Annotated in this window: 18 protein-coding genes; all 18 read right to left on the minus strand. The window is 69.6% G+C overall.

The genetic code is table 11. The features are described from left to right. Positions 1 to 53: 53 nt before the first annotated feature. The 18 genes from AB0C19_RS17775 to AB0C19_RS17860 all read right to left on the minus strand — a co-directional run bounded on the left by AB0C19_RS17775 (position 54) and on the right by AB0C19_RS17860 (position 19,581). Positions 54 to 2,891: a BTAD domain-containing putative transcriptional regulator gene (locus AB0C19_RS17775; protein WP_357186213.1), complete on the minus strand. Its 2,838-nt coding sequence runs from the start codon at positions 2,889 to 2,891 to the stop codon at positions 54 to 56. A gap of 131 nt (positions 2,892 to 3,022) precedes the next feature. After that, positions 3,023 to 4,000 carry a carbohydrate kinase family protein gene (locus AB0C19_RS17780; RefSeq protein WP_357186216.1) on the minus strand — a complete coding sequence of 326 codons (978 nt, stop codon included), beginning with the start codon at positions 3,998 to 4,000 and terminating at the stop codon, positions 3,023 to 3,025. A 14-nt stretch (positions 4,001 to 4,014) separates the two neighbouring features. Next, positions 4,015 to 5,460: an adenosylhomocysteinase gene (ahcY, locus tag AB0C19_RS17785; RefSeq protein WP_357186219.1), complete on the minus strand. Its 1,446-nt coding sequence runs from the start codon at positions 5,458 to 5,460 to the stop codon at positions 4,015 to 4,017. Positions 5,461 to 5,565: 105 nt separating this feature from the next. Beyond that, positions 5,566 to 7,101, minus strand: coding sequence for a peroxidase family protein (locus tag AB0C19_RS17790; protein ID WP_357186222.1), 1,536 nt, complete (start codon positions 7,099 to 7,101; stop codon positions 5,566 to 5,568). Between the two features lie 82 nt (positions 7,102 to 7,183). Next, positions 7,184 to 8,569: an acetyl-CoA carboxylase biotin carboxylase subunit gene (locus AB0C19_RS17795; RefSeq protein ID WP_357186225.1), complete on the minus strand. Its 1,386-nt coding sequence runs from the start codon at positions 8,567 to 8,569 to the stop codon at positions 7,184 to 7,186. A gap of 4 nt (positions 8,570 to 8,573) precedes the next feature. Next, entirely contained in the window at positions 8,574 to 9,011 is a 438-nt protein-coding gene (locus AB0C19_RS17800) for a biotin/lipoyl-containing protein (RefSeq protein ID WP_357186228.1), read from the minus strand. Further along, positions 8,998 to 10,659, minus strand: a complete 1,662-nt coding sequence (locus AB0C19_RS17805; protein WP_357186230.1) for an acetyl-CoA carboxylase carboxyltransferase subunit alpha — start codon at positions 10,657 to 10,659, stop codon at positions 8,998 to 9,000. Before AB0C19_RS17805 ends, AB0C19_RS17800 begins: the two co-directional genes overlap by 14 nt. Beyond that, on the minus strand, positions 10,656 to 11,126 hold the full coding sequence (locus AB0C19_RS17810) for an SRPBCC family protein (protein ID WP_357186233.1): 471 nt from the start codon (positions 11,124 to 11,126) through the stop codon (positions 10,656 to 10,658). Before AB0C19_RS17810 ends, AB0C19_RS17805 begins: the two co-directional genes overlap by 4 nt. Before the next feature lie 4 nt (positions 11,127 to 11,130). Continuing rightward, entirely contained in the window at positions 11,131 to 11,388 is a 258-nt protein-coding gene (locus tag AB0C19_RS17815) for a phosphopantetheine-binding protein (protein ID WP_091394916.1), read from the minus strand. Next, complete coding sequence (locus AB0C19_RS17820) at positions 11,385 to 11,846, minus strand: cupin domain-containing protein (RefSeq protein WP_091394919.1); 462 nt, start codon at positions 11,844 to 11,846, stop codon at positions 11,385 to 11,387. Before AB0C19_RS17820 ends, AB0C19_RS17815 begins: the two co-directional genes overlap by 4 nt. Before the next feature lie 2 nt (positions 11,847 to 11,848). Further along, entirely contained in the window at positions 11,849 to 12,856 is a 1,008-nt protein-coding gene (locus AB0C19_RS17825) for a methyltransferase (RefSeq protein WP_357186237.1), read from the minus strand. Then, entirely contained in the window at positions 12,853 to 13,194 is a 342-nt protein-coding gene (locus tag AB0C19_RS17830) for a TcmI family type II polyketide cyclase (protein WP_112581708.1), read from the minus strand. The genes AB0C19_RS17825 and AB0C19_RS17830 overlap by 4 nt, the downstream gene beginning before the upstream one ends. Positions 13,195 to 13,198: 4 nt before the next feature. Further along, a complete protein-coding gene (locus AB0C19_RS17835; protein WP_357186240.1) occupies positions 13,199 to 14,821 on the minus strand; it encodes an FAD-dependent oxidoreductase in 1,623 nt (540 codons plus the stop codon). After that, the gene (locus AB0C19_RS17840; protein ID WP_357186243.1) at positions 14,814 to 15,140 is read right to left on the minus strand and encodes an antibiotic biosynthesis monooxygenase family protein; all 327 of its coding nucleotides are present in this window, start codon (positions 15,138 to 15,140) and stop codon (positions 14,814 to 14,816) included. The genes AB0C19_RS17835 and AB0C19_RS17840 overlap by 8 nt, the downstream gene beginning before the upstream one ends. Before the next feature lie 15 nt (positions 15,141 to 15,155). Then, positions 15,156 to 16,214, minus strand: a complete 1,059-nt coding sequence (locus tag AB0C19_RS17845) for a methyltransferase (RefSeq protein WP_357186246.1) — start codon at positions 16,212 to 16,214, stop codon at positions 15,156 to 15,158. Further along, positions 16,211 to 17,431 (minus strand): ketosynthase chain-length factor, encoded by a 1,221-nt coding sequence (locus tag AB0C19_RS17850; protein WP_357186249.1) that lies wholly within the window; start codon positions 17,429 to 17,431, stop codon positions 16,211 to 16,213. Before AB0C19_RS17850 ends, AB0C19_RS17845 begins: the two co-directional genes overlap by 4 nt. Further along, positions 17,428 to 18,690 (minus strand): beta-ketoacyl-[acyl-carrier-protein] synthase family protein, encoded by a 1,263-nt coding sequence (locus tag AB0C19_RS17855; protein ID WP_357186252.1) that lies wholly within the window; start codon positions 18,688 to 18,690, stop codon positions 17,428 to 17,430. The genes AB0C19_RS17850 and AB0C19_RS17855 overlap by 4 nt, the downstream gene beginning before the upstream one ends. Positions 18,691 to 18,771: 81 nt before the next feature. Next, a complete protein-coding gene (locus AB0C19_RS17860; RefSeq protein ID WP_196920881.1) occupies positions 18,772 to 19,581 on the minus strand; it encodes an AfsR/SARP family transcriptional regulator in 810 nt (269 codons plus the stop codon). Positions 19,582 to 19,705: the final 124 nt, after the last annotated feature.

Here is a 19,705-nt window from a genome sequence, read left to right on the forward strand (position 1 = left end):
GGGTTGGATGCCCGAGTTTGGGGGCGTGTCTGGGTGTCGCAACTGGCGGGCGGTCAGGAGCCGTAGATGCTGACCTTCAGCTTTTCTCGAATGGCTGCCGCCTGCACCTCGTCACGTCCGTCATAGACATCCAAGGCTTGATGCCACACCTTCCACGCGGTGGCCAGGTCACCCGCGGCCTCATAGGTGTCGCCGAGGCGGGCCAACGCGCTCGCGTGGAGAGTGGTTTCACCGACCTCCGCAGCCAGGTTGACCGCGCGCCGTCCACAGGAGAGCGCTTGCGCGTGGTCGCCTCTTTGGTGGTGAACATGGGCCAGGCTGTCCCACACGTACGCCTCACCGTGGAGGTCGCCCAGGCGTTGCGTGAGAGCAACGGCGCGTCCGCAGTAGTCAAGAGCGCGGGTGTGGTCCCCCAGCAGACTGTGATACCACCCGACCGCGTTGAGTGCGCTTGCCTCGCCCGATTCGAGGCCCGTGTGCCGATGGAGGTGCAGCATCTGTTGAGCGTGCGACAGCGCGTCGCGGTAACTTCCCTGACGCTCGGCCAACCAGGACAGATTGCTGTGGACCTGCGCCTGGCCGGTTCGGTCCCTGATCTCGACGTACAGCTTCAAGGCAGACCCGTGGTGCTGGCGGGCACGTTCGTAGTGCCCCAGGCGGGTGTGGGCGTTGGCGAGGCCGCGATGACAGCCGGCCTCGGCCCTGCGGTCCCTCAGCCGCTGCGCAGCGACGAGACCCGTGGCCTCGACCGCAGCCCACTCGTGCCACCACCCGCATCGGTTCAGGAAGGTGGTCAGTGTCCAGCCAAGCTGCCATGCGTGCGAGTCGAACCCGTTCGAGGCTGCCATGTCGACCGCCGTGACGAGTGCGCGCCGTTCGTGCGTGTACCAGGCGAACGCCGCGTCGCTGTCGGTGAGGAACTCAGTGGTCACGCCGGGCTGCGGCGCTGCGAGGTCGATCGAGTCACGCCGGTGCGGATAGATCAGGCGATCGGCGACATGGGCGGTGTGCAGGTAGTGGTCGAGCATCCGATGCCGCGCGGCGCGCAGATCGCGCTCGGTCTCGTGGACATTGACGAGTTCGCGCGCGTACTCGCGCAGGAGATCGTGGAGCGCGTACCGGTCGGTCGAACGCCGCTCCACCATGTGCACGGCTACCAGGTCGGCCAGCAGTCGGCTGGTCTGCTCCAGCGGCAGGCCGGCCAGGCTGGCGCAGGTCGAGACGGCCATCTCCAGGCCGTGATGCAGGCCGAGCAGGCGAAACAGTCGGGCGTGTTCGGGGCTGAGAGCTCTGTAGGAGCCGGAGAGAACCGTCCGGAGGTCGGACCGCGGATCGTCTCCGGCCAGGACGTCCAGATCTCCACCGCTCCCGAGGCGACCGGCGAGGACCTCGATCGAGAGCTGGGCGTCGGTGGCCGCACGCGCCGCGACGATTGCCAGCGCCAGGGGCAGACCTGCGCACCGGCGAATGATCTGGTCGACGGCTCCCGCGTCCTGCACCACCCGGGCGACGCCAAGTCGACGGGTGAGCAACTCGTGCGCTTCCACCTCGGTCAGCATGCCGAGCGGGACGGGGTGAGCCCCTTCGTTCACGACGAGTCCGGTGAGCCGGTTTCGGCTGGTGACCACGACCAGGCAGGACGGGGTGCCCGGGAGCAGCGGGCGCACCTGTGCCGCGTCGCGGGCGTTGTCCAGCACGACCAGCACCCGCCGGTCGGCCAGGACGCTGCGGTAGAGGCCAACCTGAGCGTTGAGCCCGGGAGGTATCCGGTCCGGCGGGACGTTCAACGCTTCCAGGAAGTCTCGGAGGACGTCGGTGGGCTTGAGGGCCGCCGTTCCGTCCGGGCCGAACCCGTCCAGGTTCACGAAGAGCTGGCCGTCCGGGAAACGCTCGCGGACCCGATGTGCCCAACGGACGGTCAGCGCCGTCTTGCCGACACCAGCATGGCCCACGATGGACAGGACCGTCGGGTGCGGCTGGGCAATGGGACCGGTTGCCAGAGCCGCGTCCAACTCGGCCAGACTGGCGGAACGGCCGACGAACAGGGCCCCTTGCATAGGAAGTTGAGCCGGGCGAACAGGTGTCGCACCGGCGCCGGACGCAACGGCGACGCCCTCTGGACGGCCCGACGGGTCGAGGACTCGGTCTTGCCGAAGAATCGCCTCGTACCTCTTACGCAGCTCGTCACCCGGATCGACGCCCAGCTCGTCGGCGAGCGTGGAAGCGACGCGCTGGTACGCCTCGATCGCCTCGGCCTGCCGCCCGGCCTGGTAGAGGCCGGTCATCAGCATGGCCGCGAGCCGCTCGCGCAGCGGATGTTTCGCCACCAGATCAGTCAGTTCGGCGACCACTGCGGCCCCGCCGCCGAAGGTCAGCTCGCACTCCAGGCACTCTTCGAGAACCGCGATGCGCATCTCCTCCAACACGGCCGCCTCGCGCTCCAGCACGATGCCGTTCAGATCCGCGAGCGCGGGACCCCGCCACATCGACACCGCCTGACGCAGGACGACGGCAGCCTCACGCTTGTCATCGAGCGCTATGAGGCGTCGCCCCTCGGACACGGCGTCCTTGAATCGGGCGAGGTCCAGCTGACTCGCGTCGACCCGAAGCCGGTAGTTGGCGCGCTCGCCATCCAGCAGGTGCGCCGCACCGTGGCGATCAAGTGTGCGACGCAGCTGCCAAATTCCGCTGTGGATCTGGTTGCGAGCTGTCGCGGGCGGGTCCCCGCTCCAGGCGGTGGCGATCAGGTCCGCGGCGGACACCAGCTGACCGTGGCGGAGAAGCAGACCGGCCAGCAGCCTTCTCTGCCGCTCGCCGCCCAGCTCAACGCGTTGGTCGCCAGCGCGAACCTCAAGGGGCCCGAGCACCATGAAGTCGATCGGCACCGCCACGATGACACCCCCGATGTGCAGATCGGCCCGTAGGGTAGTCATCCGGTATCACTGTGTCAAGATCGAGCTTCGCTAGTCGTCGTAAATCGTCTGAAGACCGCCCCGGGGAGACGGGCCCGGCTCGGCCCCGATCAGACCCGAGCCAGCCCCAGCGCCCGCACGTCGACAGCGACGTCCGGGCCGTAGGAGTCGGCGATGCGGCGCTCGAAAGCGTCGGCGTCGACCGTGTATTCCTGCGGGCCCTCAACCTCCAGCACGTGCGCCGCCAGGACGCAGCCCACCTGTGCCGCGCGCTCGATGGGCAGGTCGGCGGCGAGCGCGGCGAAGAAGCCGGCCCGGAAGCCGTCGCCGACGCCGGTCGGGTCGACGATGCGGCCCACCCGCGCCGCCGGGACCAGGAAGTCACAGTCCTGCCCGGTGACGCGTACCCCGTTGGCGCCCAGGGTCACGACCCGCACGCCCACGCGGCGCAGGATGTCGTCCTCACTCAGCCCGGTCTTCGACTCCAGCAACGCCGCCTCGTACTCGTTTGTCAACAGGTAGCGAGCGCCGTTGATCATCGCCTCGATGTCGGCCGACGGCATCCGGGCCAGCTGCTGTGACGGGTCGGCGGCGAAGGGCAGGCCCAGCCGGCGGCAGGCGGCGGCGCGGGCGAGCATCGTGTCCGGGTTCTCCGCGGCGACGATCACGAGCCCGAGCCCGCCGACCCGCGCGGCGACGCCGTCGAGGCTGATCCGGTCGGGCTCGCCCATCGCGCCGGGATAGAACGACGCGATCTGGCAGAGGTCGGTGTCGGTGGTGCAGATGAACCGGGCGGTGTGTGCGACGGAGCTGACCTGCACCTCCGAGCAGTCGACCCCGTGCCGCTCCAGCCAGCTGCGGTAGTCGCCGAAGTCGCCGCCGACCGCGCCGAGCAGCACCGGCCGGTGCCCGAGTTGGGCGAGCCCGAAGGCGATGTTGGCCGCGACCCCGCCGCGCCGGACGACCAGGTCGTCGACGAGGAACGAGAGTGAGACGGTGTCGAGGCTGCCGGCGATGAGCTGCTCGGCGAACCGCCCCGGGAAACGCATCAGATGGTCGGTCGCGATCGAACCGGATACGGCGATCATGCGGACGGGCCCTCTCAGTAGCGGTAGTGGTCGGGCTTGTAGGGCCCTTCGACCGGGACGCCGAGGTAGTTGGCTTGTTCCTTCGTCAGTTCGGTGAGGCGGACACCCAGCGCGGAGAGGTGGAGTCGGGCGACCTTCTCGTCAAGGTGCTTGGGAAGGGTGTGGACACCGATCGCGTACTGGTCGGTGCTGGTGAACAGCTCGATCTGCGCGATGGTCTGGTTGGCGAAGCTGTTCGACATCACGAAGCTCGGGTGCCCGGTGGCGTTGCCCAGGTTCAACAGCCGCCCCTCGGACAGCACGATGATCGAGTGGCCGTCCGCGAACCGCCACTCGTCCACCTGCGGCTTCACTGTGATCCGCTCGACGTCGCCGCGTTTCGCGAGGCCGGCCATGTCGATCTCGTTGTCGAAGTGACCGATGTTTCCCACGATCGCCTGGTGCTTCATCCGCACCATGTGCTCGTTGGTGATCACGCTGAAGCAGCCGGTGGCGGTCACGAAGATGTCAGCGGTCTCGACAACGTCGTCGATGGTCGCGACCTGGTAGCCGTCCATCGCCGCCTGGAGGGCGCAGATCGGGTCCACCTCGGTCACGATGACCCGCGCACCCTGACCACGCAGACTCTCGGCGCAGCCCTTTCCGACGTCGCCGTAGCCGAACACCACTGCGACCTTCCCGCCGATCAGCACGTCGGTGGCCCGGTTGATGCCGTCGATCAGCGAGTGCCGACAGCCGTACTTGTTGTCGAACTTGCTCTTGGTCACCGAGTCGTTCACGTTGATCGCCGGGAACAGCAGGTTCCCTGCCTGCTGCATCTCGTACAGCCGGTGCACGCCTGTCGTGGTCTCCTCGGTCACTCCCTTGATCCCGGCGGCGACCCGCGTCCAGCGGCGGTTGTCCTCCCGCAGCGACCGCGTCAACACACCGAGGATGACCTCGTACTCCTCCGAGTCGGCGCTCTCCGGCGACGGGACCGCCCCGATCGCCTCGAACTCAGCGCCCTTGTGCACCAGCAGTGTGGCGTCACCACCATCGTCGAGGATCATGTTCGGGCCCTGCCCGTCCGGCCAGAGCAGCACCTGCTGGGTGCACCACCAGTACTCGTCGAGGGACTCGCCCTTCCAGGCGTAGACCGGGACACCCGCCGGGGCTTCCGGGGTGCCGGTCGGGCCGACCGCGATCGCCGCCGCCGCGTGGTCCTGGGTGGAGAAGATGTTGCAGGACGCCCACCGGACCTGCGCGCCGAGCGCCACCAGCGTCTCGATCAACACCGCCGTCTGGATCGTCATGTGCAGGGAGCCGGTGATCCGCGCACCCTTCAACGGCTGGCGCTCGGCGAACTCCCTCCGGATCGACATCAGACCCGGCATCTCATGCTCGGCCAGCTCGATCTCCTTACGCCCGAAGGCCGCCAACGACAGATCCGCCACCTTGAAATCGCTGAAGTCGCCAGTCATGCCCGCACCCTCCCCCACCCGCGTCGAGGACCGTTGGAGTCCCGTTCAACCGGGACCATGCTCCGCACCCGGGCCACCCCGGGCCCGGGTGCGGAGCAAGCGCCGTCAGGAGTTGCGGCTGGCCGGGTCGACCCGGGCGTACGTGAGCAGGTCGGCCATCGTGAACTGGCCCGAGAAGCGGGCGGGCAGGGTCGGACGCCAGTTGGGCTGCACCTTCAGGTAGCTCGCCGGGTCGAGCTGGGCGATGCCGATGAGCACCTCTGCCACGATTCGCCCACCTACCGCGCCCAACGAGCCTCCGCCGGCCTGGAGCTGTGCCTCCTTGAGGATGTAGTAGAAGAGCGGGGTGTTCGAGTCCAGGCCGAGGCCGTACCCACTGAGCTCCGGGAAGTTGAAGCTGCCGAGTGCGGGCGCGCCGATGTGCGCGGCGATCCGCTGGCCCGACGGGATGCCGAAGGTGAGCTGACGGAGCAGGTCGCGTCCGAGCAGGTTGGCCGACGGCGAGCCGGACGGCGGCGGTGGCAGCGGGAAGCCGAACAGCGGCGTCGAGTTGCGGACGTCGATCCACTTGCTCCAGCGCACCTGGCCGTCGAAGAACTGGAACCAGAACTGGTGGTCGAGGTAGCGACGGGCGGCCCGCTTCCCGCCGCGCAGGTCGGCCGGGTCGGAGCCGCTCAGCGCCGGGTCGAAGAGCATGGCGTAGAACTCGTCGCCACCGTTGCCGGTGCGGTTGACCAGGTAGGCCGGTCGGGGCTGGCTGTGGCCGAAGCGGAACGCCGCCGCTGTGAACTCGACCGGGATGAACGTCGCGTTCGGCTCCGGCTTGTAGAAGCGGCGGCCGCCGTTGAGCACTGTGAAGACAGTGCCCGGGCCGGCGATCAGCGGAAGGAACTCGTTGAGCACGATCCACTGGTAGTGCCAGGTGACGAGTTGTCGGGCGGCGCCGAAGACCTGTGCCGCCGGTGTGCCCTGTGCGCGCACCAGGTCGACCACCCGGTTGTGGAAGAGGATGAACGCGGCCGTGATCTGCGCGATCGGCAGATTCTCGTCGTTGCGGACGTCGAAGACGATCGCCCTGCCACTGGAGTTGCGCGGCAGGTCCTCGAAGCGCCCGCCCGACTCGATCTTGAGTTTGGCGGGATCGGTCGAGTTGTACAGCTCTGGGTTTCCGGTCGGCCCGCCACCGTAGAGCGAGTCGAGGTCGAGAGCCGGCGTCCGGGGGTTGGGCACCGTGGTCGGGTCGACAGGCGTACCCAGCGGCGCCGTCGTCTCGAAGGCCAGGTCGTGGTCGATGAACTGCCCGAAGTACGTCATGCCCTGCGGGATCGAGAAGTTGTCGGGGTTGTTGATGCTGTGCTGCTGCTGGTCGGCGAGCGCCTCCGCGCCGACGCTGAGCGGGTCGCGGGCGTCCATCGGGCCACCGACGCGCGACAGGTCGATCAGCGCGTTGCGCATCTGGGTCGTCGCGGACCCGAACGCCGGCAGCGACGGGAACATCCGACCGAACCGGTTGGAGAACGCGGCCGCCGCCGGCGTCGCGTCGAGCAGGACTCCCCCGGTGCCGGCCACGAGCGCCCCCGCGCCGACTCCGGCCAATAATCGCCGTCGGCTGACACCTCGAGAAGCGTTGTCAATTGCCATGTCGGCCACCTTCCGTCCGCAGGCGCCCGCGTGGACGCACGGGCCGCAAACCCGCGAACCGGCAGCAGTGTGAACCCTTCGGTTAGTGGCGCCCTGGAGCTTCGGTGGTGTCCGGCTGGAGGCCGGTGAGCATGGTGTCGACCAGCGAGGTGTCGTGTTTCGCCGCGCGGAACAACGGGTGGTCGAGCGTCGATCGGAGGAAGTCGCGGGTGGTGGCCACACCTGGCCCTTCGACTGCGCACTCGTCGAGCGCGCGGGCCATCCGGGCCAGGGCCTGGGTGCGGTCGGGCGCCCAGACGACCACCTTCGCGAGGAGGGAGTCGTAGTCGGCCGGAACCCGGTAGCCGGCGTACCCGTGCGTGTCGACACGGACGAACGGGCCGGCGGGCAGGTCGAAGCGGGTCAGCTCACCCGGCGTCGGTACGAAGCCGCGCGCCGGGTCCTCGACGTTGAGGCGACACTCGATCGCCGTGCCGCGCGGGGTCACGTCGGCCTGGGTCAGCGCCAGCCGTTCGCCGGCCGCGACGAGGATCTGTTGCCGCACCAGGTCGACGCCGGTCACCAACTCGGAGACCGGGTGTTCGACCTGGAGCCGGCAGTTGACCTCCATGAGGTGGAAGTCGTCCCCACCGCCGACCAGGAACTCGAAGGTGCCCGCGCCCACGTAACCGACACCGAGCGCGCCGGTGACCGCGGCGGCGGTCATCCGGTCGACCATGTGTTGCGGCAACCCGGGCGCGGGTGACTCCTCGATCAGCTTCTGGTGACGCCGCTGCACCGAGCAGTCGCGCTCGCCGAGGTGGATGCCGTTGCCGTAGCGGTCGGTGAGCACCTGCACCTCGACGTGGCGGGCCGACTCGAGGTAACGCTCGATGTAGACCCGGTTGTCGCCGAAGAGCAGCTGCGCCTCGGCCCGCGCGGAGGCGAACTCGCCCAGGAACGAGGCCGGGTCGCGGACTACCCGTACGCCCCGACCGCCGCCACCGGCGACCGCCTTGATGATCAGCGGGAAACCGATCTCGTCGGCGACCGCGCGGGCGTGGGCCGCGGACTCGACGGCGTCGGTAGTGCCGGGGAGTACGGGCAGGCCGAGGCCCGCCATGATGCCTCGCGTCCGGGCCTTGTCGCCCAGCGCGGCCATCACGGCGGGCGGCGGCCCGATGAACGTGATCCCGTCGGCCTCGCAGATCTCGGCGAAGTCCGGGTCCTCGGAGAGGAATCCGTAGCCCGGGTGGATGGCGTCGGCCCCCGTGCGACGGGCCGCCTCGATGATGGCCGGGGCGCTCAGGTAGCTACGCCGGCTGGGACCCGGCCCGATCTGGACGGCTTCGTCGGCCAGCCGCACCACAGCCGAGTCACGGTCGACTGTCGAGTAGACCGCCACGGTACGCAGCCCCATCTCCCGGCAGGTCCGGGCGATCCGGACCGCGATCTCGCCCCGGTTGGCGATCAGCACCGACTCGAACACTGGGTCAGCCCTCCGACACAGCTAAGGCGATCAACCGTTCGCCGTACTCGACCGGGGTCGCGTTGGGCACCAGCACCTTCACTACCTCGCCCGCGCGGTCGGCTTCGACCGGGATCATCATCTTCATCGCTTCGAGGATCGCGACCTGCTGGCCCGGAACGACCTGGTCGCCCTCACTGACGAACGGGTCAGCACCGGGCGACGGCGCGAGGTAGAGCGTCGCGACCATCGGCGCGCACACGTAGTGCAGACCGGCGTCGGCCTCCACCGGCGGGACCGCCGGGACCGCCGCCACCCCGTGTGCGCCGTCCGGCCACTCCACCTCGACCACCAGGTCGCCGTGCTGGAGCCGGGCGCGGCGGACCGGACCAGGCGTCGACCCGATCAGCCGCGCGAGACTGCGGACCGCGGCATCCAGCGGGTCGGCGTTACCCTCCGGCATTCGTCAAACCTCCGATCTGTCGGAAGCGGGCCCGGCGCTGGGCCCGCACCTCCTCGCGGTTGAGACCGGCCAACTCAGCGAACGCGTCGACAATCGCCCGGTGTACGGCCGACGCGGTCGCCCCGGGATCGGCCGGTGCCCCGCCGAGTGGTTCGGGAACCACCCCGTCGACGACGCCAAGCGCCAGCAGGTCGCCGGCCTGGAGCTTGAGCTGCGCGGCGGCCTCGTCGGCCCGACCGGAGTCGTTCCAGAGGATCGCGGCGCAGCCTTCCGGGCTGATCACCGAGTACGTCGCGTTGGCGAGCATCAGCACCCGGTTGCCGACGCCGAGGGCGAGCGCGCCTCCGCTGCCACCCTCGCCGGTCACGATCGCGACTACCGGAACCGTCAACCCGGCCATCAGCCGGATGCTGTCGGCGATGGCGATGGCCTGCCCGTTCTCCTCCGCCGAGATGCCGTGGTAGGCCCCGGGGGTGTCGATCAGCGTCACGATCGGCGTGCCGAGCTTCTCGGCCAGGCGCATCAGCCGGGCCGCCTTGCGATAGCCCGCCGGTGTCGCCATACCGAAGTTGCGGCTGGCCACCTCGGCGACAGTGTGGCCCTTCTGGTGGCCGATCACCACTGTGGGCCGGCCGTCGATCAGACCGACACCGCCGACGATCGCCGGACAGTCACTCGCCAGCCGGTCGCCGTGCAACTCCACGAAACCGTCAACGAAGTGGCCGATGTAGTCGAGCGTGGATGGTCGACCAAGATCGCGGGACAGCGCCACGACAGCCCACGGGTCCGCCGACTCGGTGGGCGTGGTGGCCCGTACCGGGTAGGGATCCGGCGCGGACCGGTCGGCCCCCGCGAAGGCCAGCAGCCGGCCGATGGTCGGCCGCAGGTTCGACCGGGGCACCAGGTCGTCCAGCATGCCGCGGGCGAAGAGGTACTCGGCGGTCTGGAAGCCGGCCGGCAGCGGCTGACGCAGCGTCTGCTGGATGACCCTCGGCCCGGCGAAGCCGAGGCGCGCCCCCGGCTCGGCGAGGATGACGTCGCAGAGCGTCGCGAACGATGCCGCGACGCCACCGTAGGTCGGGTCGCTGACCAACGAGATCGTCAACACCCCGGCCTCGTCGAGGGCCCCGAGCGCCGCGCTCGTCTTGGCCATCTGCATGAGCGACAGCACGCCCTCCTGCATCCGGGCGCCGCCGGAGGCGCTGACGATCAGCAGTGGCGTACGGGTATCGAGCGCCAACTCGGCCGCCCTGGTGATCCGCTCGCCGACGCCCGTGCCGAGGCTGCCGCCGAGGAAGCGGAAGTCCATGACCGCCGCTATCAACGGCTGCCCCTCGACAGTGCCCCGGACGCAGACCACCGCCTCGTCGAGCCCGGTACGCCGACGGGCCGCCTCGATCCGTTGCGGGTACGGCTTCGTGTCGACGAACCCGAGCGGATCGCCGAAGGCGCCGACCGGTGGCAGCTCCTCGACCGAGTCGAGATCGAAGAGCTGCTCGATCCGCTGGTGTGCGGTGACCTGGTCGTGGTGGTCGCACTCCGGGCAGACTCCCAGGTTGCGCTCGACCCGGCGCTGGTAGAGCAGCGCCCGGCAGCCCGGGCAGATCAGCCAGCTCTTGCCGACTGGCGTGTTGACGGTGGCGGTCATGACTGCCCGCGTTCGGCCGCGGCCTTCTCCACGATCTCCCGGATGCGTGCCTGCTGCTCACGTGTGGTCCGGTTGAGGTGGGCGGTCATGCCCTCGTCGTCGGCGTGCCCGCCCGGCCGCATCTCGAAGTCCTGTACCCATCGCATCCGCACGCCGCCGTCCGGAATCTCGGTGTATTCCCAGAACAGGTTCATGTACTTGAAGGCGCCGGTCTCCAGCCGCCGTGCCCGCACCACCCGGTCGCTGCGGTCGGGCACCCGCTCGGAGACCCAGCTCCAGACCCGGCCGGCCGGGTCGGGGTGCATGGTCAGGCGGAAGACGACGGCCCCGTCGGCGGACGTCGAGAGCACTTCGGTGCTGGCGTACTCGCTGAACAGGGAGGGCCAGTTGGGGATGTCGTTGGTCAGGTCCCAGACGAGGTCGAACGGTGCGTTGATGACGACCTCGTTGTCAGTGTGTCCGGCCATGGGGTCACCGATCCGCGAGTCGTTGGTTGACGTAGTCGACGGCCAGCCGCGGCGTCTTCATGATCGACACGGCGTCGTCGGGGATGCGCACCTCGTACTCCTGCTGCACCCGCGCCGCCAGCTCCAACAGCGCGAGTGAGTCATAGCCGAGGTCGTCGAACGGCGCGTCGAGCGTCGCCGGATCGGCCCAGTCGGTCTGCTCGACCACACCGGAACTGGTCTCCAGGATCCGACGCAGGTCGTCGAGGGTCAGCTGGCTCATGAGTTTCCTCCCGTCGGTCGCTGCCACCCGTCGCGCACGCCGCCGACCTGCGGCACCGGCGACTCGGGATGCGGGACCTCCTCGGTGTCGACGTGGCCCAGCTCGGGGCGCGGCGCGAGCGGGCTGATCTGAAACACGATCAGCGCGGTCTCGCCACCGGCGTTGACGATGCGGTGCCGCTGGCCGCGACGGACCATGAGAGCCTCGTCGGCCGCGAGCTTGACCTCCGCGCCGTCGACCCGGATCACGACCTCGCCACGCACCAGATAACAGAACTTGTCCGAGTACGGGTTGTACTGCTCCGCCAGGAACTCGCCCGGCTCCAGGCGGACAGTGCCCATGAAGCCCTCCGTCGCGTCGACGGTCTTCGGGCTGAGCAGGATCCGCACCTCGCCGCCGATCCGGTTGATGCCGGGCACATCGGTGGCGGCGACCTTCACGATCGGTTGCCGATGCATGGTCATCCCTTCTCTGCGACGAGCACTCGGAACGGCAGGTCCGTCGGGTGGACGGTGGCCGGGCCGAAGCCCGCCGCGGCGAGGGCCCGGTTGTAGGCGGCGACGGAGTGCGACTCCCCCTCGAAGGTCCAGACCAACATCAACACCGAGAAGAGGTACGGCGCCGGGTCCAGTGCCGGCGACTCGTCGCCGGTGGTGAAACCGACGATGACCAGCCGCCCACCCGGCTTGACCACGGAACCGAGCCGGGTCACCAACTCGTGCACCCGCTCCTCGGAGAAGTGGTGGGTGACGTTGGTGAGCAGCACGACGTCGTAGGGACCGCCGAGATCGGTGGTGAACATGTCACCCGGCAGGAACGACGCCCGGTCGCGTACGCCGAGCCGCTCGGCGTGCTTCTCCGTCACGGCGAGAACGTTGGGCCAGTCCAGCGAGGTCACCGCCGCCTGCGGGTTGTGCTGCGCGAGCGTGTAGCCGTAGACGCCGTGGCCGCAGGCGACGTCGAGGATGTCGAGTTCGGCGCGCTCCTTCGTCCACGGCGCGAGCGCCTCGGCCATCACCTCGGCGGTCGGCTGGGCGACCTTCGTCGCGTACGCGGCGAAGTCCTCCCAGTAGGTGTACTCCGGGGTCTCGGCGTGCACGTCGAGCACGGTCCCGCCGGCCCGTACGGCGGCGCTGAGGTCGCGCAGCGCGTCCCACTCCCAGTCGCTCGACATCACCTTGACCATGCCGCCCAGGTAGTCCGGACGGGTGCTGACCAGGTGGTCGGCGGCCGCCGGGGTGAGCGAGAAGTGCTCGCCGGTCCGGTCGGTGAGGCGGATCGCTGTGAGCGCGTCGAGCAGGATGCGCGCGCCCCGCGGGTGGATGCCGAGCTTCGGGGCGAGCCCGCTGGCCGTGGCCGGGCCCGCGGCGAGCGCGTCGAACACACCCAGCTCGACAGCGGTACGCAGCAGGCTCGTCTTCTTGTATGCCTGCATCATGTCGTTGATGTCGCGGCGGGTCAGCGTCACGTGATGCTCCCTGTCTCGGGGCTCCAGGTGTAGAAGGGCGTGGCCTTCGAGTCCTGCAACTCGGTCATGCTGTCCGGCGCGTAGCGCTGCAGGTAGGCCGAGAGGCGCCGGTTGACCTCCTGGAAGTCCGCGCGGGCTCGGGCCGCGAGAAGCTTGTCGAAGACGTCGGTGTCGGCCTCGAGCAGGTGCATGTAGAGGTCCTGGTATTGGAAGAGCGTGCGCCGCGAGATGCCGACGACGTAGGGCATGTCGCCCTTGTCGTGCTCGGCGAAGAGCTCGGCGACAGCGTCGGCGTGACCGGGGGCCATCCGCATGACCATGAGGGCGCGGTAGGACATGTGCTCACGCTCCCCGCAGGATCGTTGCCAGGGCGGCGGCAAGGCTCTGCGCCTGGTCGTCGACCGGCCCGGCGCTGCGCCAGGCGACGATGCCGTCGGGGCGTACCAGCAGCGCTCCGCCGGGGCCGACTCCGCAGCTCGCGAGCCACGAACCGTCGTCGGCGAGGTCACCGTCGGGGCCGGCGGTGAGCGCCTTGATCGGGAGACCGGTCTCCGCCGAGACCGCCTCGGCCGCCGCGAGCCAGGCATCGTCGCCTGGAGCCGTGGCCAACGTCCAGCCCTCGGTCAGCACGTCGATCGTGGAGACCCGAGCGCCGTCGTGGTCGACCCAGCCGTGCGGGGCACGCGATCCGGGTTGGCCGGTGAAGGTCAGCTCGCGGGGCAGCAGCTCGGTGTCGGCGGGCGCGCCGACGATCGCGTTGGAGGTGTACCGGTAGCCCATCGTCACGATGACGAAGTCCCGGTAGGCGGCCTTGTCCTCGTCGGCGAGCTGACCCCGGGTGCGGAACAGCATCCACGCCTGGTCGGCGGTCGCCGCGCCGACCGGACGACGCTCGGCCTCGTAGGAGTCGAGCAGGCTCTCGTCGGCCCGCCCCGCAAGGACGTCGGCGAGCTTCCACGCCAGGTTGTGCGCGTCCTGGATGCCGGCGTTGACGCCGAAGCCGCCGGCCGGCGGGTGGGCGTGACAGGCGTCGCCGGCGAGGAAGACCCGCCCTTGCTGGTACGCGTCGGCGACCATGTGCCGCGCGTCCCAGGGCTGGGCCGACTCGACCTCGACCTCCAGCTCGGGGTCACCGGCCGCGATCCGGGCCAGCTCGACGCAGCGTTCGGGGGTGAAGTCGGCCGGCGACTGGCCCCGCTCCGGGTAGTAGTTGACGCCGAACATCCACCGCCCCGGCTCGATGAAGAGCAGCAGACCCTGGGCAAGCTGGTTCATCAGGTAGATCAGCGTGAACCGGGGTGCCGACTCGGGCAGGTCGACCTTGGCGCGGAAGATGATGCTGACGAAGTTCCCGGCGACCCCGTTGCTGCGATCTCCGATCTGGAGCATGTTCCGGACGGGGCTCTTCACGCCGTCGGCCGCGACGACGTAGCGCGCCCGGATGGTGCGTGTCGTGCCGTTGTCGTTGACTGTCGCGGTGACCCCGTCCTGGTCCTGGGTCAGCCCGATCAGCTCGTTCTGGAAGCGGATCTCCGCGCCCGCCTCGACGGCGGCGTCGTAGAGCAGCGGCTCGTAGTGGTCCTGGCCGCACCAGATCGGCCAGCTCGGCGTGAACTTGTCGTAGTCGACGTCGTGCGCCTCCATGACGAACGACTTGTGGAGGTCGGCCAGCGACTGGGCGCCGAGCATTACCAGTGGCGTGGCGCGGCCGGCGCGGACGAGGTCGAGTTCGGCGCCCGGCCCGACGATCTTCATGCCGGCCTGCTGCACGGCCGGCTCCAGGCCGACGGTGCGGAAGATCTCCACGGTGCGGGCGTGCAGACCTGTCGCGCGGGGGATCGTCGACAACCGGGGTCGACGTTCGACAAGGATCGGCCGGATCCCCTTGCGGGCCAGGAAGAGCGCGGTCGACAGGCCGACCGGGCCGCCGCCGACGATCAGGACGTCGGTGCTTCCGTCAGACATGAGCGTCCTCCGTGTAGACGACTTTGTAGAGGTGGCGTTCCGGCGTGGCGATCGCGCGTACCTCGCCGAAGTGGGGGTGGACCTCGGGGTTCTGGAGCATCGCTGTGAAGTGCTCTTCGCTCTTCCACTGCGCGTAGTTGACGACCCGGGTTCCGTCGAGGCTGGCGTGGATGTTCGCCGACACGAACCCGTCGACCTTGGACATCACCGCGTCGGTCGCCTCGATCAGGATGTCGACGAGCCTCTGCTGGTTGGCCGGCTCGACGGTGAAGACGTTGACCATCGTCACGACCGGCTGGTCGATGCCGATGTGTGCCATTGCGGGCTTCCTTTCCTAGATCGGACGCGCTTCGAGCAGGGCCCAGCCGCGGGACGCGGGTGTGTTGACCAGCTCGAAACCGGACGCACTGAACAGCGCCTGCCATTCGCGGAGGTCGCGCTCCTTGCCGCCGAAGAGCACCAGCATGTCGATGTCGATGATCTTGGCGTGGTCCCACTGGTTGCGCGGCGGCACGATCTGGTCGATCGCGATGAGGCGGGAGTCGGCGTCGCCGATCGCCGCGCGGATCCGACGCAGCAACGTGACGCAGGTGTCGTCCGGCCAGTTGTGGACGATCGACTTCAGGATGTACGCGTCGGCGCCGGCCGGCAGCTCGTCGGTGAAGAAGTCGCCGCCCCGCACCTCGACGCGCTCGGTGACACCGTGCTCCTTGAGCAGCGGTTCGGCATCGGCCACGACCTCGGGCAGGTCGAAGAGGACACCGGTGCCCTCGGGATGACGCTGGAGCATCTTGGCCAGGAAGTAGCCGTTGCTGCCGCCGATGTCGGCGATCCGGCCGAACCGCTCGGGTGCCAACTCCGCAGCGAACCGGTCGGCGAGCCGCCGGCTCCAGTGGGCCATGAAGCCCTCGAAGAACCGATTGGCCTCCGGGTGGGCCTGGAGGTAGTCGTAGAAGCCCATGCCGAAGACCTTGTTGAAGGCCGGCTCGCCGGTGCGGACGCTGTGCAGGATCTCCGCGTACGGGAGGCGGTTGAAGTCGGCACCGCTGAACTGCACCATCGGCCGCAGACCGCCGATCCGGGCCGACGTCAGCCCCTCGCCGAGCGGCGTCAGCGCGAACGACCCGTCCTCCTGCTCGTCGAAGATGCCGACCGCGGAGGCCGCGCGCAGGATCCGTCGCAGCGCGTCCTCGTGCGACTCGGTCGCCGCCGCCAGTTGGGCGACCGGCACCGGTCCGTCGACGAGCAGGTCGGCGACGCCGAGCTCGGTGACCACGTAGATCACGTTGGCGATCTGTTTGGCGCTTCCCAGCACCGCGATCTGCCGTTCACGCAGGTCGAGTGCCTGCTGCTCGTCGAAGTTCGCGACGGCGGCGAGGCTGGCGTCGGTCATCGTCCATTCCTTTCGTCGGTCACGACCATGGCCGCGTTGAACCCGCCGTAGCCCCTGGCGAGGACGAGCGCCGCGCGTACGGGTGTCTCCCGCGCGACGTCGCGCACCAGGTCGAGGTGCAGGCCCTCGGCCGGCTGGCGGATGTTGGTGGTGGGCGGGATGACGCCGTGCCGGATCGACAGCAGCGCGGAGACGAGGTCGAGCGCCGCCCCGCCCGAGTAGAGCCGGCCGGTCATCGTCTTGGGCGCTGTCACCGGCACCCCATGTGGGCCGAAGACCGCTGTGATCGCCTCGGCCTCGACGCGGTCGAGCTCCGCGACACCGGCGCCGTCGGCGAAGACGACGTCGATGTCGGCCGGTGTGAGACCGGCGTCGGACACTGCCATCTCGGCCGCCCGACGCAGACCCGGCGGGCGGCCGGAGCCGGGCCGGGGGTCGAACGTCGCGCCGTATCCGGCGATCACCCCGTAGACGGCGGCACCGCGCCGGGCAGCGGCGTGTTCGTCCTCCAACACGAGGATCGCGCCGCCTTCGCCCGGCACGTAACCCGACGCGTTGGTGTCGAACGGCAGGTACGCCGTGGCCGGATCGCGCCCCGTGCTGAGCAGGCCGTTGGCGAGCTGGGCCGTCCAGCCCCACGGGCAGAGCGACGCGTCGACACCGCCGGTCATCACGAGTTGTACGCCCTTGCGCACCTGGCGTCGGGCCTGCGCAACCGCGTCGAGCCCACCCGCCTGCTCGGTGACGAGCACCCCGGTCGGCCCACGCATCCCGTGGCGGATCGAGATCTGGCCGGTGTTGACAGCGTAGAACCAGGCGAACGACTGGTAGGCGCTGACGTGCTCGGACCCCTTGCTCCAGAGCTTCTCCAGCTCACGATGGCCGAACTCGAAGCCGCCGGACGCGCTGGCCGTGACGACACCCATGCCGAACTCGGGCAACGCCGACGGGTCGACCGACGCATCGGCGAGCGCCCACTGCGCCGCCGTCAACGACAGCCGGGTCATGTGGTCGGTCTGCGCCATCAGCCGGCTCGGGATGTGATCGGCCGCCTCGTACCCGGGAACCTCGCCGGCCAACTGGGCGGGGTATCCCGAGCTGTCGAAACGGCTGATCGGCCCGATGCCACCCACCCCGGCGACGGTGGCCGCCCAGAAGGCGTCGCGGCCCAACCCGTTGGGCGCGGCCACCCCTACCCCGGTGACGACGGTGGTCATGCCACACGCGCCAGGAGCATCGCGCTCTGGAAGCCGCCGAACCCGCTGCCCACGCTCAACACCACGTCGGTCTGCTGTTCGCGGGCGGTGAGCGGCACGTAGTCGAGGTCGCACTCCGGGTCGCGTTCGTGCAGGTTGGCCGTCGGCGGCACCGCCCCGTGCTTGATCGCCAGGGCCGACGCCGCGATCTCGATCGAGCCGATGGCACCGAGCGAGTGGCCGATCATCGACTTGATCGAACTGACCGGGGTGCGGTACGCGTGGTCGCCGAGGCTCCGCTTGAACGCCGCCGTCTCGTGCCTGTCGTTCTGCTTCGTACCCGAGCCGTGCGCGTTGATGTAGTCGACGGCGTCGCCGGGCAGCCGGGCGTCGGCGAGCGCGACCCGGATCGCCTCGGCCATCTCCCGCCCGTCGGGCCGCAGGCCGGTCATGTGGAAGGCGTTGGAGCGCGAGGCGAACCCGACCAGCTCGGCGTAGATCTGCGCACCGCGCCGGCGGGCGTGCTCGAGCTCTTCGAGGACGAACATCGCCGCACCCTCGCCGAGAACGAACCCGTCGCGACTGTTGTCGAACGGCCGCGAGGCGTGCGTCGGGTCGTCGTTGCGGGCCGTGGTCGCCTTGATCGCGTCGAAGCAGGCCACAGTGATCGGCGAGATCGGGGCGTCGGTCGCGCCGGCGATCATCACGTCGGCCGAGCCCTCCCGGATCAGCTCCCGGGCGTGGCCGACCGAGTCGAGGCCCGACGTGCAGCCGGTGGAGACCACGGTCGCCGGACCTTCCGCCCCGACCGACCACGCCACCTCGCGGGCGAACGAACTCGGCACCAGATAGTCGTAGAGGTGCGGGGTGGCGTACCGGTGGTCGGTCAGCCATTTCCGACCGCCGTCGCTGACCACGACGTATTCCTCTTCGAGGCTCATCGTGGCCCCGACCGCAGTGCCGACGCTCACGCCGACCCGGGTCGGGTCGGCGACCTCGAAGCCGCTGTCGGCCAGCGCCTCCCTGGTGCAGACCACTGCCATCTGGGCCGCCCGGTCCATCCGGCGGACCTCCTGCGGCGACAGGCCCTCGGCCACCGGGTCGAAATCGGCCTCCGCGGCCACCCGCGACCGGAAGGGGGTGGCGTCGAAGAACGACAGGGTACGGGTGGCCGTGCGGCCAGCGGTCAACAGTTCCCAGAACGCCTTGGTGCCCAGTCCACCGGGGGCGATGACGCCAATCCCGGTGATGACCACCCGACGGTCGGATGTGCTCGTCATGGAAGACCTCCTGGCCGCGATATCCGTGTGAAAGCTAGGGACGGCCGGTCGAACGGCGCTGGAGCGTCGGTCGAGGGCCTGTCACGAGGCCCTGGCGAGCCCTGGGCGCAGTGGCCCGCCGGCGGCCAACACCTCCCGCTGGAGCCGCTGGAGGTCAGGCGAAGGGTCCAGGCCCAACTCCTCACTGAGCACCCGGCGCAGGTGGTGGTACGCCTGCAACGCCTCGCCACGGCGCCCGGAGCGGCTGAGCGCCACGATGAGCTGGCGGTGGAACCACTCGTTGAGCGGGTACGTGCCCACGAGATAGCGCAGCTCGCCGATCAACTCGCGGTGGCGGCCGAGCGTGATGTCGGCCTGGATGCGTAGTTCCAACGCGCGGATCCACTGCTCCTGGAGGTGGATCGCGTGTGCCTCCAACGCCGGCCCGAACGTCACGTTGGCGCCCACCGGCCCCGTCCACATGGCCAGCGCCCGCCGCAGCACCTCGGCGCCCTCCTCGGGCCGGTCCGACTCGATGTGCGAGCGACCCTGGTCGAGCATCGTCTCGAACACCTCGGCGTCGAGCTGGCCCGGCTCCACCCTGAGCAGGTAGCCGCGGGCACGGCTTTCCAGCACGGTCCGGTCCGGGGTCTCTATGCCCTCCTTCGCGAAGAGCTTGCGCAGGTGGTAGATGTAGGTCTGCACTGTGGTGACGGCGCTGCGCGCCGGATCGTCACCCCACAGCTCCCGGATTATCGAGTCGACCAGGACGACCCGATTGGCCCGCATCACCAGCAGCGCCAACACGGTCCGCACCTTCGGCGGCGTCGGCGTACAGATCCGGCCCTCGTGGATCACTTCCAGCGACCCGAGGATCTCGTACCTGACCACAGTGGTCCCCCCATTCCCCATAGCACTCGTCGAGACGTTCTCAAGCTATGGATGAGCGGGGCGTGTCGGAACGACCGCAGGTAGCGACATCGCGGGTTCTTCCGAGGATCGATGCGTGTCGAAAGTTGTACGGCGCGTACCCCTT

Source organism: Micromonospora sp. NPDC048842, from assembly GCF_040649935.1.
Classification (GTDB): domain Bacteria; phylum Actinomycetota; class Actinomycetes; order Mycobacteriales; family Micromonosporaceae; genus Micromonospora; species Micromonospora hortensis.

Coding starts and splice junctions, on each gene's coding strand:
- AB0C19_RS17810 (WP_357186233.1), bottom strand. CDS start 11,126: ATGGCCGGACACACTGACAACGAGGTCGTCATCAACGCACCGTTCGAC.
- AB0C19_RS17860 (WP_196920881.1), bottom strand. CDS start 19,581: ATGGGGAATGGGGGGACCACTGTGGTCAGGTACGAGATCCTCGGGTCG.
- AB0C19_RS17835 (WP_357186240.1), bottom strand. CDS start 14,821: ATGTCTGACGGAAGCACCGACGTCCTGATCGTCGGCGGCGGCCCGGTC.
- AB0C19_RS17780 (WP_357186216.1), bottom strand. CDS start 4,000: ATGATCGCCGTATCCGGTTCGATCGCGACCGACCATCTGATGCGTTTC.
- AB0C19_RS17805 (WP_357186230.1), bottom strand. CDS start 10,659: ATGACCGCCACCGTCAACACGCCAGTCGGCAAGAGCTGGCTGATCTGC.
- AB0C19_RS17820 (WP_091394919.1), bottom strand. CDS start 11,846: ATGCATCGGCAACCGATCGTGAAGGTCGCCGCCACCGATGTGCCCGGC.
- AB0C19_RS17850 (WP_357186249.1), bottom strand. CDS start 17,431: ATGACCACCGTCGTCACCGGGGTAGGGGTGGCCGCGCCCAACGGGTTG.
- AB0C19_RS17815 (WP_091394916.1), bottom strand. CDS start 11,388: ATGAGCCAGCTGACCCTCGACGACCTGCGTCGGATCCTGGAGACCAGT.
- AB0C19_RS17845 (WP_357186246.1), bottom strand. CDS start 16,214: ATGACCGACGCCAGCCTCGCCGCCGTCGCGAACTTCGACGAGCAGCAG.
- AB0C19_RS17840 (WP_357186243.1), bottom strand. CDS start 15,140: ATGGCACACATCGGCATCGACCAGCCGGTCGTGACGATGGTCAACGTC.
- ahcY (WP_357186219.1), bottom strand. CDS start 5,460: ATGACTGGCGACTTCAGCGATTTCAAGGTGGCGGATCTGTCGTTGGCG.
- AB0C19_RS17855 (WP_357186252.1), bottom strand. CDS start 18,690: ATGACGAGCACATCCGACCGTCGGGTGGTCATCACCGGGATTGGCGTC.
- AB0C19_RS17790 (WP_357186222.1), bottom strand. CDS start 7,101: ATGGCAATTGACAACGCTTCTCGAGGTGTCAGCCGACGGCGATTATTG.
- AB0C19_RS17830 (WP_112581708.1), bottom strand. CDS start 13,194: ATGTCCTACCGCGCCCTCATGGTCATGCGGATGGCCCCCGGTCACGCC.
- AB0C19_RS17800 (WP_357186228.1), bottom strand. CDS start 9,011: ATGCCGGAGGGTAACGCCGACCCGCTGGATGCCGCGGTCCGCAGTCTC.